Source organism: Nonomuraea sp. GTA35, assembly GCF_041950525.1.
Lineage (GTDB): Bacteria > Actinomycetota > Actinomycetes > Streptosporangiales > Streptosporangiaceae > Nonomuraea.
Genome location: NZ_JBGNUV010000016.1, coordinates 147,271 through 159,835 on the forward strand (window position 1 = coordinate 147,271; position 12,565 = coordinate 159,835).

The 12,565-nt window shown below is 69.9% G+C and carries 16 protein-coding genes and 3 pseudogenes; 12 read left to right on the forward strand and 7 right to left on the reverse strand.

Features of this window, described 5'->3' with window-relative positions; translation table 11 throughout:
- Positions 1–113: 113 nt before the first annotated feature.
- Positions 114–533, reverse strand: a complete 420-nt coding sequence (locus ACBJ32_RS48255; protein WP_375132623.1) for a MerR family transcriptional regulator — start codon at positions 531–533, stop codon at positions 114–116.
- 154 nt (positions 534–687) lie between these two features.
- Here ACBJ32_RS48255 and ACBJ32_RS48260 point away from each other — a divergent pair, with 154 nt between their 5' ends.
- Positions 688–1,635, forward strand: coding sequence for an alpha/beta hydrolase family protein (locus ACBJ32_RS48260; protein ID WP_375132624.1), 948 nt, complete (start codon positions 688–690; stop codon positions 1,633–1,635).
- Positions 1,636–2,352: 717 nt separating this feature from the next.
- Here ACBJ32_RS48260 and ACBJ32_RS48265 read toward each other — a convergent pair.
- On the reverse strand, positions 2,353–3,936 hold the full coding sequence (locus ACBJ32_RS48265; RefSeq protein ID WP_375132625.1) for an alpha/beta fold hydrolase: 1,584 nt from the start codon (positions 3,934–3,936) through the stop codon (positions 2,353–2,355).
- Positions 3,937–4,723: 787 nt separating this feature from the next.
- On the opposite strand from ACBJ32_RS48265, the pseudogene ACBJ32_RS48270 reads away from it, so the two are divergent.
- A pseudogene (locus ACBJ32_RS48270) lies at positions 4,724–4,807 on the forward strand (MarR family transcriptional regulator); the annotation flags it as partial.
- A 151-nt stretch (positions 4,808–4,958) separates the two neighbouring features.
- Here ACBJ32_RS48270 and ACBJ32_RS48275 read toward each other — a convergent pair.
- Both ACBJ32_RS48275 and ACBJ32_RS48280 read right to left on the reverse strand, forming a co-directional pair.
- A complete protein-coding gene (locus ACBJ32_RS48275; RefSeq protein WP_375132626.1) occupies positions 4,959–5,783 on the reverse strand; it encodes an FkbM family methyltransferase in 825 nt (274 codons plus the stop codon).
- A 123-nt stretch (positions 5,784–5,906) separates the two neighbouring features.
- Positions 5,907–6,065, reverse strand: coding sequence for a hypothetical protein (locus tag ACBJ32_RS48280; RefSeq protein ID WP_375132778.1), 159 nt, complete (start codon positions 6,063–6,065; stop codon positions 5,907–5,909).
- Between the two features lie 37 nt (positions 6,066–6,102).
- Between ACBJ32_RS48280 and ACBJ32_RS48285 the strand changes: the two are divergent.
- The 5 genes and pseudogenes from ACBJ32_RS48285 to ACBJ32_RS48305 all read left to right on the forward strand — a co-directional run bounded on the left by ACBJ32_RS48285 (position 6,103) and on the right by ACBJ32_RS48305 (position 9,188).
- A pseudogene (locus tag ACBJ32_RS48285) lies at positions 6,103–6,617 on the forward strand (DUF4158 domain-containing protein).
- Positions 6,538–6,705, forward strand: a complete 168-nt coding sequence (locus tag ACBJ32_RS48290) for an FAD-dependent oxidoreductase (protein WP_375132627.1) — start codon at positions 6,538–6,540, stop codon at positions 6,703–6,705. Before ACBJ32_RS48285 ends, ACBJ32_RS48290 begins: the two are co-directional and overlap by 80 nt.
- Before the next feature lie 279 nt (positions 6,706–6,984).
- Positions 6,985–7,650, forward strand: a pseudogene (locus tag ACBJ32_RS48295) (flavin monoamine oxidase family protein); the annotation flags it as partial.
- Between the two features lie 384 nt (positions 7,651–8,034).
- A complete protein-coding gene (locus ACBJ32_RS48300) occupies positions 8,035–9,042 on the forward strand; it encodes an RNA polymerase subunit sigma-70 (protein ID WP_375132771.1) in 1,008 nt (335 codons plus the stop codon).
- Positions 9,015–9,188 (forward strand): hypothetical protein, encoded by a 174-nt coding sequence (locus ACBJ32_RS48305; RefSeq protein ID WP_375132628.1) that lies wholly within the window; start codon positions 9,015–9,017, stop codon positions 9,186–9,188. Before ACBJ32_RS48300 ends, ACBJ32_RS48305 begins: the two co-directional genes overlap by 28 nt.
- 52 nt (positions 9,189–9,240) lie before the next feature.
- On the opposite strand, the gene ACBJ32_RS48310 is transcribed toward ACBJ32_RS48305, so the two are convergent.
- Both ACBJ32_RS48310 and ACBJ32_RS48315 read right to left on the reverse strand, forming a co-directional pair.
- The gene (locus tag ACBJ32_RS48310; RefSeq protein WP_375132629.1) at positions 9,241–9,459 is read right to left on the reverse strand and encodes a hypothetical protein; all 219 of its coding nucleotides are present in this window, start codon (positions 9,457–9,459) and stop codon (positions 9,241–9,243) included.
- 115 nt (positions 9,460–9,574) lie between these two features.
- Positions 9,575–9,781, reverse strand: coding sequence for a helix-turn-helix domain-containing protein (locus tag ACBJ32_RS48315; RefSeq protein ID WP_375132630.1), 207 nt, complete (start codon positions 9,779–9,781; stop codon positions 9,575–9,577).
- 96 nt (positions 9,782–9,877) lie between these two features.
- Between ACBJ32_RS48315 and ACBJ32_RS48320 the strand changes: the two genes are divergently transcribed.
- The 5 genes from ACBJ32_RS48320 (at position 9,878) to ACBJ32_RS48340 (ending at position 11,950) form a co-directional block, all read left to right on the forward strand.
- Positions 9,878–10,045 (forward strand): hypothetical protein, encoded by a 168-nt coding sequence (locus tag ACBJ32_RS48320; protein WP_375132631.1) that lies wholly within the window; start codon positions 9,878–9,880, stop codon positions 10,043–10,045.
- Between the two features lie 37 nt (positions 10,046–10,082).
- Positions 10,083–10,763, forward strand: coding sequence for an SDR family NAD(P)-dependent oxidoreductase (locus ACBJ32_RS48325; protein ID WP_375132632.1), 681 nt, complete (start codon positions 10,083–10,085; stop codon positions 10,761–10,763).
- 80 nt (positions 10,764–10,843) lie between these two features.
- Positions 10,844–11,215 (forward strand): DoxX family protein, encoded by a 372-nt coding sequence (locus ACBJ32_RS48330; protein ID WP_375132633.1) that lies wholly within the window; start codon positions 10,844–10,846, stop codon positions 11,213–11,215.
- 37 nt (positions 11,216–11,252) lie between these two features.
- Complete coding sequence (locus tag ACBJ32_RS48335; protein ID WP_375132634.1) at positions 11,253–11,645, forward strand: NAD(P)-dependent oxidoreductase; 393 nt, start codon at positions 11,253–11,255, stop codon at positions 11,643–11,645.
- Positions 11,642–11,950 carry an SDR family NAD(P)-dependent oxidoreductase gene (locus ACBJ32_RS48340; RefSeq protein ID WP_375132635.1) on the forward strand — a complete coding sequence of 103 codons (309 nt, stop codon included), beginning with the start codon at positions 11,642–11,644 and terminating at the stop codon, positions 11,948–11,950. The genes ACBJ32_RS48335 and ACBJ32_RS48340 overlap by 4 nt, the downstream gene beginning before the upstream one ends.
- A 241-nt stretch (positions 11,951–12,191) precedes the next feature.
- Here the strand turns inward: ACBJ32_RS48340 and ACBJ32_RS48345 are convergent, their stop codons facing one another.
- Complete coding sequence (locus tag ACBJ32_RS48345) at positions 12,192–12,560, reverse strand: hypothetical protein (protein WP_375132636.1); 369 nt, start codon at positions 12,558–12,560, stop codon at positions 12,192–12,194.
- Between the last annotated feature and the right edge of the window lie 5 nt (positions 12,561–12,565).

Below are 12,565 nucleotides of genomic sequence, written 5' to 3' on the forward strand. Positions count from 1 at the left end.
CAGCCGCTGAAACCCTTCAGCGCGAGCATCAACACGTCCAGCCGAGATAACGGAAGTTCCGACCATGGTACGAACATGATCCACCGTTAGCCGCTTTTGCTCGCATCTCGGCTCTACCCCACCGTTGAGCCCCTTTCGTCCTGCGCCGAGGCGTGCGGAGCGTCCTTGGCGCGGCAGGACCGGCCGGTGAGCATGTTGGTGCCGGCGTCGGTGATGACCGAGTCGAGCCGGTTGCGCGTGTCGGTCAGGTCAGCGATCTGCTTGTCGATGTGGTCGCGCTGGGCAGCCAGCCGGACAAGCAACTCGGGCGTGGCGCGACCGTCGACGACGCACGGGATGAGCTCGACGATGGTCTTGCTGGACAGGCCCGCGTGGTACAGCTGCTGAATCAGCCGGACCCTGTCCACCGCGCCGTCGGGGTAGTAGCGCTGACCGCTGGAGCTTCGTTCGGCGGCGAGCATGCCCTGCTGCTCGTAGTACCGCAGGGACCGGACGCTGACGCCCGTCCTGGCGGCGAGCTCCCCGATGCGCATCCGATCCCCTCCGTGAGGTGCGGCACACACCCTTGCCTCTGACATCGATGTCAGGTTTTAGCGTACCCGGCGTGGGACTGATCGTCTCCATCCCACTCCGGCCGCGAACCGCCACGAACTGGCCACCGAACAGAAACCAAGGAAGGAATCACCTATGACCCCTTCAGAAACCGCGACCGGCATCACCAGCGGCCTCGCCGCCGCCCCAATCGTCTCGGTCAAGCCGATCGTGCTGCCCGCCCCCGAGCGCGGCGAGGACCTGCACGTGCGCGTGTCCGCGCCGGTCACCGGACGCGACCTGCCGATCATCGTGTTCGCGCACGGCTTCGGCTCGAACCTGGACGGCTACGCGCCCCTCACCGACTACTGGGCCGCCCACGGCTTCGCCGTGATCCAGGCCACCCACCTGGACTCCAGGAGAGTGAAGATCGCCCCGGACGACCTCCGCAAGCCCCGGACGTGGCGGATTCGCGTCTCCGACATGAAGCGCATCCTCGACGACCTCGACGTGCTGGAAGCCGCCGTCCCCGGTCTGGCCGGACGCTTGGACCGCGGCCGCATCGCCGCGGCCGGGCACTCCTTCGGCGGCCACACCGCCGCAATCCTGCTGGGCCTGCGTGTCACCGACCCACAGACCGGGGCCGCCGAAGACCTATCCGATCCACGGGTCACGGCGGGCGTCCTGCTGGCCACGGCCGGGCGGGGCGGTGATCACCTGACCCCGTACGCCGCCGAGAACCTCCCCTGGCTGCGGGAGGTGGACTTCTCCCACCTCACGGCGCCGGCCCTGGTAGTCGCCGGCGACAAGGATCACCTCCCGGTGACCACCCGGGGACCGGAATGGACCGCCGAGCCCTACACCTTCAGTCCCGGCGACAAGAGCCTGCTCACCGTCTTCGGCGGGGAGCACCTCCTTGGCGGCATTTCCGGCTACGACGCTGCCGAGACCACCGACGAGAACCCGGAACGCGTCGCCCTCGTCCAGCAGGTCACCCTCGCCTACCTGCGCCACGTCCTCGGCATCGACAGCTCCACCTGGACCGCCGCGCAAGCGGCCCTCACCGACACCCCCCACTCGATGGGACGACTCGAATCCAAGTGAGGCCCCGTAAGGGTCGGCGCGCCAGAGGCGAAGCGGCCGAGATCATCGGGCATCCCCGTCCCGGCGCGCCGGACGGTGCGGCGGCCGGCCGGGGAGATGTTGTGCAGTTCGTCGACCAGGACCAGTCCGCAGCGGCTGTCGGCAGATGGCGCCAACCGCGTGCCGGTTGAGCAGCACCAGACGTCGCCCTCAGGTCAGTGTGGCGGACGGCGGAGGTGGCCACCACCAGCAACCGCGCAAGGTGGTCACCAGGGCACTGTCATTTAGGGCGATGTCTCATCAGCTTGACCGAACGCCATTCAAAGTGACAGTGCCAATCCGAGCACGCTTCGGGAGAGGCCTGGATGGTTGCGGGATGCGGCATCGCCGCACTCATCTCGCTGATCTACGGCAGGTGGCGGCCGACGACAGGGGGTGTCGGCGTGGATCCATGGCGCCGCCTCGCTCTCCTGCTGCAGCCCCCGATGACGTGGACCGTCCCCGCACCCACCCGGGATGAACCGGGAGAACAGCGCGATGTAGTGGCTCGGCATGGTGGTGACGAGCCTCTGCTTGAACCGGCCGGAACCTGCCCGGGCGCGCCGCGAGAGCTGCGTGGCGCCCTGGATGAACCGGGTGCTCGCGTGGTCTCGGGCGGGCGAGCCGTGAGCCCTGATGACGCCGCCAGGGCATCGGGCCCGGCGACCCGTGGCAGGTCGCCGGGCCGGTAACCGGTGGTCAGCTCGGAATGGCGCTGCCCTCGCAACCTTTGGCGATCCGGCTTGTCTCGAAGTAGCGCACCACGTCGGCGGCGCACTTGGGCACCCGGGTGGTCGACACGTGCACGTCGTCGGCGACCGTATAGACGGTGCCGCCGATGGCGCGCCGTGTCTGCAGCGTCCAGTCGTAGGCGGACATGAACTCGTGCAGGTGCCCCGCCAGCACCAGTGACCCGCTGCTCCGCTTCAACGTGGCCTGCTGCACCGGCAGCGGCCAGCCGGGACACATGACAGGCAGTCCCCAGGACCGGCCGGTCGCCGGATGGCGCTTCACGAGCTGCTGGTAGTCACGCCAGGCGGTGTCGAAACCGGCCCGGCTACTGTCCTCGTTGCACGCGACGGCCAAGTTCATGGTCCTGTTCAGTGTCTCAGGCGCGCCGGGCACGGGCGTCCCCATCATCGGTGCGCCGAGCAGCTCCTTGACAGCGGGCGGGGCGGTGCTGCCCGTGGCCGTCCGCAGTTCGGCCAGCGCCTTGCCCGCGCGCACCCACTCGGTCGAGTTGCGCCTGGCCAGGTCGGCGACGGCCGAGCCGTCGATGGGCCGCTGCACGTCGGTGTAGGCCTTGGGGCTCCTGTCGTACGCGCGGGCCAGCTTCGCCACCTCCTCGCGCACCTTCCGTGCGGTGGCACCGAGATCGTAGGTCCCGTCGCGGCGGGCCAGCCAGGCGGCCATGCGCCCGAAGTTGCGCTCGGCCGCCTCCGCGCTGCCCCTGGCATGCTCGTCAATGCGGGTCCACGGCGGCGCCACGCTGTCCAAGAAGGCCCGTCCGGTGTGCCCAGGGAACAGGCTGCGATACACCATGCCCAGATAGGTGCCCCAGGAGAAGCCGAGCAGGTTGAGTTTGCTCTCACCCAGCGCGGTCCGTACCAGGTCCAGGTCCTTGGCCACGCTCTCGGTGGTGAGCTGTCCGAGGAAGGCGGGGTCAGAGCGTCCGCACTTCTGGTTGGCGACGACCTGGGCGTCGTATATCTTCCTGGCCGCCTCCTCGGTCAGCGGGCCGGGCTCCTGCGGGCCTATCGGCGAGAAGGTGCAGGCGACCTTGGTGCTGTTCCCGACCCCGCGCGGATCAAAGCCGATGATGTCGTATCGCTTGTTGAGCCCCGCCATCTCCTCGTTCCTGAGCGCGGCCCGCAGGACCGGGTCCAGGTATCCGCTGTTGCCCGGCCCGCCCGGCAGGACGGCAATGGCGCCGAGCCGGTGGGCCTCGTCCGTGGCGGCCAGCCGGCTCACCGCGATGTCGATCTTCCGGCCGCCAGGGTCACGATGGTTCAGCGGGACGCTGACCGTCCCGCACTCCAGACGCTTCATCAAGGAGCGGAACGCCGCGACCTTGCCCTCCGCCACGCCCAAACTGCGGATCACCTCATCGGAGTAGGCCGGGCAAGATTTCCACTGCGCGGAAGACACACCGAAGCTCGGGCTGGGATTCGCGATGACGCTCGCGCTCGCGGCGACGGAAGCGGTGGCGCCCGCCGCGGAAGGATGCGCCACCGACCCCGCCAGCGCCAGGGCCAGTGCTGTCAGTGAAGTTCGGTACGTCATGCGGATCAGTAGTAGAGCAGCGGTTGTTTCCTTGCCGTTTCCATGAGGATGGTCGCCCGCCCTACGCAGATCTCAAGATCCACGCCGAACTGCCAGGTTCGATGGGTCTAGACAATCGCTGTTCCTGCGGCTGACCGGCATATTGTTACTTAGGCCGCCGTCTAATTAACGGAGCCGAGCAGCATTCAATGTGCCAGTACACCGGTTGAATTCGTAGGCTCGGTCATGGATTTGGCGGGGTGTAGAGGGTGAGCCCGGTCTGGGTCAGACATCCGTTGAGCAGGTGAGGCCGGTACTGGGTCTTCTTCAGCTTGCGTTTGACGCAGCCCATGGTTGCGTCCCGGCGCCCCCACCAGCGCAGACCGGCTGTTCTGCCACCCCTACGGGCGCGGCAAGCACCAGCACGAGATGATCCCGGGCTGGCCGTACTCGGTGATCGCCGCGCTGGAGACCGGCCGCACCTCCTGGACCGCGGTGCTGGACGCCATCCGACTGCGCCCGGACGACGATGAGGCCACTGTCACCGCCACCCAGGTACGTCACCTGGTCATCCGGTTGATCGGCGCCGGGCATCGGCACGAGGGCGACCCCGCCATCCCCATCGTCTTCGACGCCGGCTACGACGCCGCCCGCCTGGCCTTCCTGCTGGCCGATCTGCCTGTCGAAGTGCTCGGACGACTGCGCAGCGACCGTGTGCTCCTCCGAGCGGCGCCCTCGCGTGGCCCGCGCCGCCGACGCGCATGCCTCCGAAGAGGGGCTCGGAGTCGGGCAACACCTCGTGCTCCAGATGCTCGACGCCGTCGGCCCCTGCCCCCAGCAGACGCTCGGCGAAGAACTCCGGATCGACCGCAGCGTCATGGTCGGCGTCTGCGACGACCTGGAGCAGGCGGGCCACGTCCGTCGGGAACGCAACCCCGGCGACCGGCGATCCTACGCCGTCACCATCACCGAGCCAGGCCGCCGGCGGCTCGCCGAGGCCCAAGCCTCGATCCCGGCCTTCCTCGAGGACACCTTCCACGCCCTCACCCCCGACGAGCGCGGCCAGTTGAGCGCGATCCTCGCCAAACTCCTGCAGGCCGGAACAGCTCGTTGTGGCCGAGGCGAGCGGCCTTCGCATACCCATGTGCGCGCAGGAGTTCGCGCAGTTCCTCCGCGCTCGTGTCCGTGCGTTCGCGCTGTTTGACCTCGACCAGCACGGCACGCGGCCGCAGGGTGCGAAGCGAGCGGCTCATGCCGGTGAGCACGGCGGCCTCGGCGCCCTCCACGTCGATCTTGACGACGTCGAGGCGGCTCAGCCCCGTCTCCTCGGCCCAGGCGTCGAAGGTGCGCACCGGGACCTGCTCGACCAGTGCCGCATCGCCGTACTGGGACCGCACTCCCGCGTCGGCGGCGTCGTAGCGCGCGTCGCCGTACAGGCCCGCCGTTCCGGGGCGGGCGCCCAGCGCGGTCTGCACGACCTCGACCCGCAGGCGGTTACGGTGGGCGGCGGCGCGGAGCTTGGTGGCGGAGTCCGAGGCGGGTTCGAAAGCGACCACCCGGCCGTCCGAGCGACGCAGGATACGGGCGGCGGCGAGTGCGTGTACGCCGATGTGCGCCCCGACATCGACCACGACGTCCCCAGCCTGGAGTTCCCGGCGGAGGAACCGCAGGACATCGGGCTCGTAGCGTCCGGTGTAGTACAGGATGGCCTGGAGGTTGTCGCGCAGGTCCAGCTCCAGCCTCAGCCCGTTCCTGCGGACGCGGACCGTCGCGGCCCACCGCGGCGGGATCTTGCCTAGGCCGGGATTCTCGCCCGCCAGCCTGGGTGAGATCCGGTACGCGGCCTTCCCATAGCCGGATTCGCGCATCGCCTGTGTACCGGCGAGAAGCCGGGCGGCCCTCCTGGCCGCACTTGGCGGCAACCGCCGCAGCAGCCTCCAGACGCCGTGGAGTATCCGGCCATCACGCATGGCGACCATACCGTCATCACATCAGCCCGGAGGCGAATCGGCACGCAGTCCGCCGCCGAAGAGTTGCACGCGCAATGAGGTGAGGCGTCGCCAGCAGACGAGTGCGCAGGCCAGCTCGAGGAAGGCCTCGTGGATGTCGGCGCGGACCTCCCGGGCGGATGCGCAGGCGTCGAAAGGCATGCAGCAGAGCGAACATCTGCTCCTCGACAACGAGGACATGGCCCTCATCAAGGGGCATCGCGGCCGGCACATCAGATGCGGCTTCGCTCTCCAACTCGTGACCGTTCGTTACCTGGGATGCTTCTGGCTGATCCGCTGGAGGTGCCGAACGAGGTCCTGGACGTCGTCGCCGCCCAGTTGGGGATCGAGGATCGATCCAGCGTCAAGCGTTACACCGAGCGGGACAAGACGCGGCTGGAACATACCTGGGAGATCGCCCAGGCGTTCGGGCACGCCGGGCCGCGACGTGGTGCTCCTCGCGCCGGGCGACAACCCTCGGGGGTAAGATCAGCCGGATCAATTGATCTCATACAGGTCAGCGCCGTGGTGGTCGGTGGGTGCGCTGACGTGTCCGTCATGCCACGGACACGTCCGTTCCCGGCCGGGTGGCGGATCGTGGTCCGGGGCATGACCCGACCCACAGGAGAAACACGTGTCCGACCACCCATCCACCCGCTCCGTCGACGCGATCGTCGTGGGCGCCGGCCTGGCGGGCCTGACCTGCGCCCGTGACCTGCACCGCCATGGCCTGGACGTCGTCGTGCTGGAAGCCCGCAACCGCGTCGGCGGGCGCGCTACCAGGGCACCATCCCGCGCCTGAGCCCGCTCGCCCTGCTGGACGCCGCCCAGGCGCAAACCCGGTTCGAACGGCTCGCCCGCAGAATCGACACCGAGGCGCCCTGGCGCAGCCCCGACGCCGAGGCTCTGGACGGCCAGGCTCTCGAAACCTGGATCCGCCGCACCACGTGGACCCGGGCCGGGCGGCGGCTGTTCACCATGGTCTGCCAGGGCGGTCTGGTCCTGCCGGCCCGGTGAGCTGTCCCTGCTGCACGCGCTGTTCTACGCCCGCTCCGCCGGAAGCCTGCAACGCGTGATCGCTGTGAAGGGTGGCACGCAACAGGACCGCCTCGACGGCGGCGCGCACGAACTGGCCGTCCGCCTCGCGCGCCGGCTCGGCGACCGCATCCACCTGGGCACCCCGGTCGATCACATTGTCCAGGATGTGCACGGCGTCGAGGTCACCGCCGGCGAGCTGGCGGGCGGCGCACGTCGTGGTGGCCATCCCGTCCACACTGTCCGGCCGCATCACCTACGAGCCGGCCCTGCCAACGGCCCGCGACGGCCTGACCCAGCGGCTGCCCATGGGCAGCGTGATCAAGTGGGTGGCCGTCTACCCCTGGCCGTTCTGGCGCTCGTCCGCGCTCAGCGGCCAGGCCACCAGCCTGCGCGGGCCCCTCAGCGCAGTCTTCGACAGTAGCCCGCGCTCGGGTGAACCGGGCGTCCTGCTCGGCTTCGTCGAAGGAGGCGAGGCCCGTACCATGACCGCCCGCCCGGCACACCAGCGCCGAGCGGCGGTCGTCGATCAGCTGACCCGGCTGTTCGGCCCACCGGCCGCCGCCCCGCCGAGCAGGACTGGGGCGCCGAGCCGCACACGCGCGGCGCCTACTCCGCGGTCTTCCCGCCCGGCACCTGGACCCAGTACGGCCACGGGCTCCGCTCCCCCGTGGGCCGCATCCACTGGGCCGGGTCCGAGACGGCAACCGGCTGGTACGGCTACATCGAGGGCGCCATCGGGTCGGGTGAAGCGGCGGCGACCGCGGTCATCATCTCTGATCAACCGGCAGGCGTGAGGGGTGGGAGCCGATGTGCGAGCTCCCACCCCTCACGCTCCGGTGACGAGAATGACCTTGCTCATGGTGTTTCCCTTTCAGATGCCGTGATCGGCACCTGGTGTGTGCGGTGGTGCGTTCCGGCCGGTTTCCCCACCTCGACATCGAGGGTGTGCCCGGCCCCGAGCACGTACCCTGGATCGACCCCGGCCCATCCGGCCTGGCGAACGGCCCGGTGTCAGCGGCTTCACCGATCAGAAATCCTCCGCCACGCCGTCAGTTCTGTTGGCCCTCTCGCACCGGTGGAAGGATTGATGACCATGACCGACGCCAGACTGCTGGGCGCCGACGAGACCACGTTCATCGCGGCGGCCCGCTCAGGCGACACGGCGCGGTTCGCGCTCATCACGGAGCGCCACCGGCGTGAGCTGCAGGTGCACTGCTACCGGATGCTCGCCAACTACGAGGACGCCCAAGACATGACGCAGGAGACGTTCCTGCGGGCGTGGAACAAGCGGGAGTCGTTCAAGGGCCACGCTGCGCTGCGGACCTGGCTGTACCGGATCGCGACGAACGCCTGCCTCGACTTCCTGGAGAAGCGCAACGACCGCACACCCGTGCCTGCCGGGCTGCCGGGCGGGGGCTCGGAAGTGCACTACCTGCAGCCCTACCCGGACCGGATGCTCCCGGAGGACCCGCAGGAATCGGTGGTGGCGCGGGAGACGATCGAGCTGGCGTTCATCGTCGCCGTGCAGCATCTGCCGCCGCGACAGCGGGCGGTGTTCATCTTGCGCGACGTCCTCGGCTGGCCGGCGTCGAAGGTCGCCAGCGCCCTCGAGCTGACCGTCGCGTCGGTGACCAGCGCGCTGCAGCGGGCGCGCGTGACGATGCGCGAGCAGCTGCCCGACCGCCGCCTCGACTGGCGGAGCCCCGCCACGCAGGAGCTGTCGGATGACGAGCGCAGCGTGGTGAAGTCGTACATGGACGCCCATGAGCGCAACGACCTCGACGGGCTGATGGCCCTGCTGCGCGACGACCTGCGTTTCACGATGCTGCCCGATCCTGGCGCCTTGGTCGTCACGGCCGAGGACGCGGTGGACGGCTGGGTCTCCAGTGGGCTCTTCCGGCGCGGCTACGACGACTGGCGCTGCATCGCCACGACGGTCAACCGCATGCCTGCCGCCGCGCTGTACCTCCGCGGCCCCGGCGACCCGGAATACCGTTTGTTCACCATCGCGGTCCTGCACATCGTCGACGGGAAGATCACCGAGCTCACCGGATTCGACGCCACCGACAAACCATGGCTGAGCCTGCCCGCGACGCTGTGATCGGACAAGCCCGCATCGTCGACGAGTCCAGCGCACGGGCAGGCGTCACCGTTGGCTTCATCTGCAGCGAGTCGGTCAACAGCTCACTCGAAACGCTCGCCGAGGGTCACGGTGAGCACGCCAGGAAGAATTTCGGCCTGGCGTGACGAGCCGAGCATGTGGCCCGTGCTCGTCGCCTCCTCTCGTATCGGGTCATCATCACGCCGCCGGGAAAGGTCCGCGTCTCGACCAGGGGTCCTCGGCCTTGAGCCGGGTGATCTCGGCGACCGCGTCGCCGGTGATCAGGCGGGTGTTCCAGTCGACCTTGTCGATCGGCGATGAGTCCGGTCCGTCCCCTCCGCTCCAGCCGAGGTCGTCGCCGGGCGCGGCGATGTAGCCGTCCAGGGTCATGTTCATGCCGAAGATCAGTGTCCGCATCGTGCCAGCCCCCTGCGAGTCGATCTCACTCGTACAGACGGTGGCGGCGCGGCAACCTCATCGGTGCGCGATCTGCGTCCGCAGAGCGCTGCCGACTGTGCCGCGGCGCCCGCCATCACCGAGACCGGATCGCCCGCGACAGGGTGGCCTTGCCGACGCCTGCCTCGCGGGCGATGCAGGCCATGGAGACGCCGAGGCCGTGGCTGGCGAACAGGCGGCGGGCGGCGGCCACGATGCGTTCGCGGTTGCGTTCGGCGTCGGCGCGCAGCCCCGGTCCGGGCTGCGCGCCGGAAGGCTCGCGAGCGTCGGCGGGAAGATCCATGCCGTCCACTCCACCCAAGTGGAACAACCTACCCATTTCTGTTGCTACGCTGGGCAGCACAAAACGGGTAACCCGTTCCACTTCGAAGGGTGCAGCTTGTGCCACGATCATGGCCGACACCGATGCGCAGCCCCTGACCGCCCAGCCGCCGCCGGCGCGCCGCGCGTCCCGGTCACCGGCGCCTATCCGCTGGAGCGGGCCCCGGAGGCGTTCGCCTCGTTCGGCGCGGGCGCGCTCGGCAAGCTCGCCGTCACCTGCTCCTGATAATCCCGTCCCTCCCCTCCACGGAAGTGATCTGATCGTGCCCTCCATCGCCATCGTCGGCGCCGGCCCCGGCATGGGCCTGGCCATCGCCCGCACCTTCGGCAGCCGCGGCTTCGACGTCGCCCTCATCGCCCGCACCAAGGACAAGCTGGAGACCCTGGTCGGCCAGCTCGAAGCAGACGGCGTCAACGCCGCCGCGTTCCCCGCCGACGTGCTGGACCGCCCCGCCCTGGCCGCCGCCCTCGACGCGGCGGCCGACCGCTTCGGCGGCATCGACGTGCTGGAGTACTCCCCGGCGCCGCACTCTCCGGTGCCCGGCCTCACCATGGCCGTCCCCAGCGAGGTCACGGTGGACAATCTGCAGCCGCAGATCGAGTACAACGTCTACGGCGCGCTGACTGCCGCCCGCGCGGTGCTGCCCGCCATGCGGCAGGCCGGCGCCGGGACGCTGCTGTTCACCACCGGCGGCGGCTCGGTGCACCCGATCCCGATGCTCGGCAACGTCAACGCCGCCGCCGCGGCGCTGCGCAACTGGGTGCTCAACCTGCACAACGAGCTGGCCGGCAGCGGCGTGTACGCCGCGCACGTGGCGATCGGCACCTGGATCGGTGAGGGCGGCCCCGAAGGCATCCCCGCGGCCACGCCCGAGCAGATCGCCCCTCTGTACTGGGAGTTGTACGAGCGCCGCGACCAGCCCGAGCTCGTCTTCAACGGCTGAGGCGGCCGACCGCACCCCGCCAGGCGGGAGCACCGCGCGCCGGGCTCCCTCTCACCCCCTACCGTCAAGGAGATTCCGCGATGAACGTCGTCCTGTGGATCGTGCAGGCCGTGCTGGCCGCCATGTTCGGCATGGCCGGAGTGATGAAGTCCACCCAGCCCAAGGACAAGCTCGTCCCCCGGCTGCCGTGGGTGGAGGACTTCTCCGCCGGCACCGTCCGCCTCATCGGCATCGCCGAGTTCGCTGCCGCGCTCGGGCTGATCCTGCCCGCGGCCACCGGTATCGCCCCGATCCTGACCCCGCTGGCCGCGACCGGCCTGGCCGTGGTGATGGTCCTGGCCGCGCTCACCCACGCCCGCCGCAAGGAGCCCGCCGCGATCGCCTTCAACGCGGTCCTGTTCCTGCTGGCCGCGTTCGTCGCCTGGGGCCGCTTCGGCCCCTACAGCTTCTGACCCCGCTCTGCTTCTGCCGCGAGGAGCCACCCATCTGATGCGTGTCACCGTCTTCGGCGCGACCGGCGGCATCGGCCGCCTGCTCGTCCAGCAGCTCCTGGACGCCGGCCACCAGGTCACCGCGCTGGTCCGCAGCCCGGCCAAGCTCACCCTCACCCACCCGAACCTGAACGTCATCGCCGGGCAGCTCTCCGATACCGCCGCCGTCCGGCAGTCCGTCCAGGGCACGGACGCGGTGATCAGCGCGCTCGGCCCCTCCCTGAAACGCTCAGCCACGGGCACTGGAAGAGCATCCACCGCACTGCCCACCAAATCCTCACCCCGATGCCCAACTGACAGTCCACACGGCGGAGCTCCGCCCAACGCGGGCGCTTCCCGCCGTCGTGCGCACCACCGGTTCGATCGGGACTCCGAAGGGACACCATCATGAAGAAGCTCAGCGGCAAGACCGCTCTCGTCGCCGGCTCCAGCCGGGGCATCGGCCGCGCTGTGGCAGCCGGCCTGGCCCGCGAGGGAGCCCTGGTCGCCGTGCACCACGCGCGCAGCAAGCAGGCCGCTCAGGAGACCGCCGACGTGGTGGTCTTCCTCGCCACCGATCAAGCGCGCTGGATCACCGGGACGTTCGTCGACGCCACCGGCGGTAGCCTCCTCGGCTTGGCAGGCCTGTCCCGCTCGCACGGTGAATCGGGGTCAACACCCTGCTGGCGGGCTCCTACGGCGCGGCGGTCGTGCTGACCAGCGCAGACGCCTGACCCGCCGCCACGATCCGAGCCAACCATCACCACGGCGCCCACCTCATCGGCATCGCCCTGGGCCGCCGCCTGTTCAAGGCCCGACCGCTCAGCGAGTGCGGCCTGGATGGCCATGAACATCGCCGGAGGCCTGGCCGCGCTCCTCGCCACCCGCTGGCTCTGGCCCGATCCGAAGCCCCGGCAGCCCCAGCAGCCCCGGTAGCCGCCGGACGGCCGTGGCCGTCCTACGCGGCGGCCAGTCTCTCCAGCTCCGGGAGCGCGGGCAGCTCGAACTCCACGCCCGCGGGCACCTTGCCCGCCCGGTCGTCCTCCTGCTGGCCCGCCCAGTGCCGCAGCGCCTCCAACGGCGTCAGGCCGTTCGCCTTCGCCCAGCGCAGGCGCTGGATCCAGCCGATGGAGGAGTTGACGGCGTCGTCGCCGCCGTCCTCCCGGCGGAGGTATCCGGCCGCGTCGTCGGTGACGGCGGCCCACAGGTAGCCGACGACGGTCTCGCGCAGGACGACAGGGACATAACGGACGGCGGAGGATGTCGTCCTCGGATAGCTCTCCGGCATCCGCACAGTCTGGAACTGGGGGTCGTCCTTCAAAGACACCGCTG

Coding starts and splice junctions, on each gene's coding strand:
- ACBJ32_RS48255 (WP_375132623.1), bottom strand. CDS start 533: ATGCGCATCGGGGAGCTCGCCGCCAGGACGGGCGTCAGCGTCCGGTCC.
- ACBJ32_RS48260 (WP_375132624.1), top strand. CDS start 688: ATGACCCCTTCAGAAACCGCGACCGGCATCACCAGCGGCCTCGCCGCC.
- ACBJ32_RS48265 (WP_375132625.1), bottom strand. CDS start 3,936: ATGACGTACCGAACTTCACTGACAGCACTGGCCCTGGCGCTGGCGGGG.
- ACBJ32_RS48275 (WP_375132626.1), bottom strand. CDS start 5,783: ATGCGCGAATCCGGCTATGGGAAGGCCGCGTACCGGATCTCACCCAGG.
- ACBJ32_RS48280 (WP_375132778.1), bottom strand. CDS start 6,065: ATGCCTTTCGACGCCTGCGCATCCGCCCGGGAGGTCCGCGCCGACATC.
- ACBJ32_RS48300 (WP_375132771.1), top strand. CDS start 8,035: ATGACCGACGCCAGACTGCTGGGCGCCGACGAGACCACGTTCATCGCG.
- ACBJ32_RS48305 (WP_375132628.1), top strand. CDS start 9,015: ATGGCTGAGCCTGCCCGCGACGCTGTGATCGGACAAGCCCGCATCGTC.
- ACBJ32_RS48310 (WP_375132629.1), bottom strand. CDS start 9,459: ATGCGGACACTGATCTTCGGCATGAACATGACCCTGGACGGCTACATC.
- ACBJ32_RS48315 (WP_375132630.1), bottom strand. CDS start 9,781: ATGGATCTTCCCGCCGACGCTCGCGAGCCTTCCGGCGCGCAGCCCGGA.
- ACBJ32_RS48330 (WP_375132633.1), top strand. CDS start 10,844: ATGAACGTCGTCCTGTGGATCGTGCAGGCCGTGCTGGCCGCCATGTTC.
- ACBJ32_RS48335 (WP_375132634.1), top strand. CDS start 11,253: ATGCGTGTCACCGTCTTCGGCGCGACCGGCGGCATCGGCCGCCTGCTC.
- ACBJ32_RS48340 (WP_375132635.1), top strand. CDS start 11,642: ATGAAGAAGCTCAGCGGCAAGACCGCTCTCGTCGCCGGCTCCAGCCGG.